Here is a 491-nt window from a genome sequence, read left to right on the forward strand (position 1 = left end):
CTTCCGGCGTTGAGTTGTTCGCCGAGGCCGGCGAGCAGGATGGTGATTCCTTCGTCGAGTTCCTGTTCGCCGTCGTAGTCGAGAAGTTCGGGGGCGAGGCGGCGCAGGTGGGGGAAGTCGCGCAGGGGCAGGCGCTGGAGCCCGAGGCGCAGGAGGGCTTCGTTTTCCTCGGGGTCCGCGATTAGTTCCTGGAGTTCGTTGAGGACGTGACCGTAGAGGAATCCGTAGAAAGCGCGGTAGATGTGCAGGGCGTCTGCGGGCGCGAAACCGGCGCCGATGAGGATCCCCAGGATCTGTTCCAGCGGCCTCAGCGTTCCGGCGGGGCGCAGGCCCAGAGGGGTGGACAGCGGTCCGGTCACCAGCAGGGGTACGGCGTTCGGGTGCCGCAGGCATACCCGGCGCAGTTCGTGGGCAATCCGGCGCAGCTGTTCCTGCCAGTTCGTATCGTCAGGAAACACTTCCAGCTCGTCGAGCATCAGTTCGGCGACGCC

The 491-nt window shown here is 66.0% G+C and carries 1 protein-coding gene; it reads right to left on the minus strand.

Translation table 11 applies throughout. The features are described 5' to 3' along the window. The coding region (locus L0B83_RS19625; RefSeq protein ID WP_234760242.1) for a TetR/AcrR family transcriptional regulator C-terminal domain-containing protein at positions 1 to 491 on the minus strand (491 nt) is incomplete at both ends.

The sequence above is a fragment of the Arthrobacter alkaliphilus genome (assembly GCF_021483235.1).
GTDB lineage: Bacteria > Actinomycetota > Actinomycetes > Actinomycetales > Micrococcaceae > Arthrobacter > Arthrobacter alkaliphilus.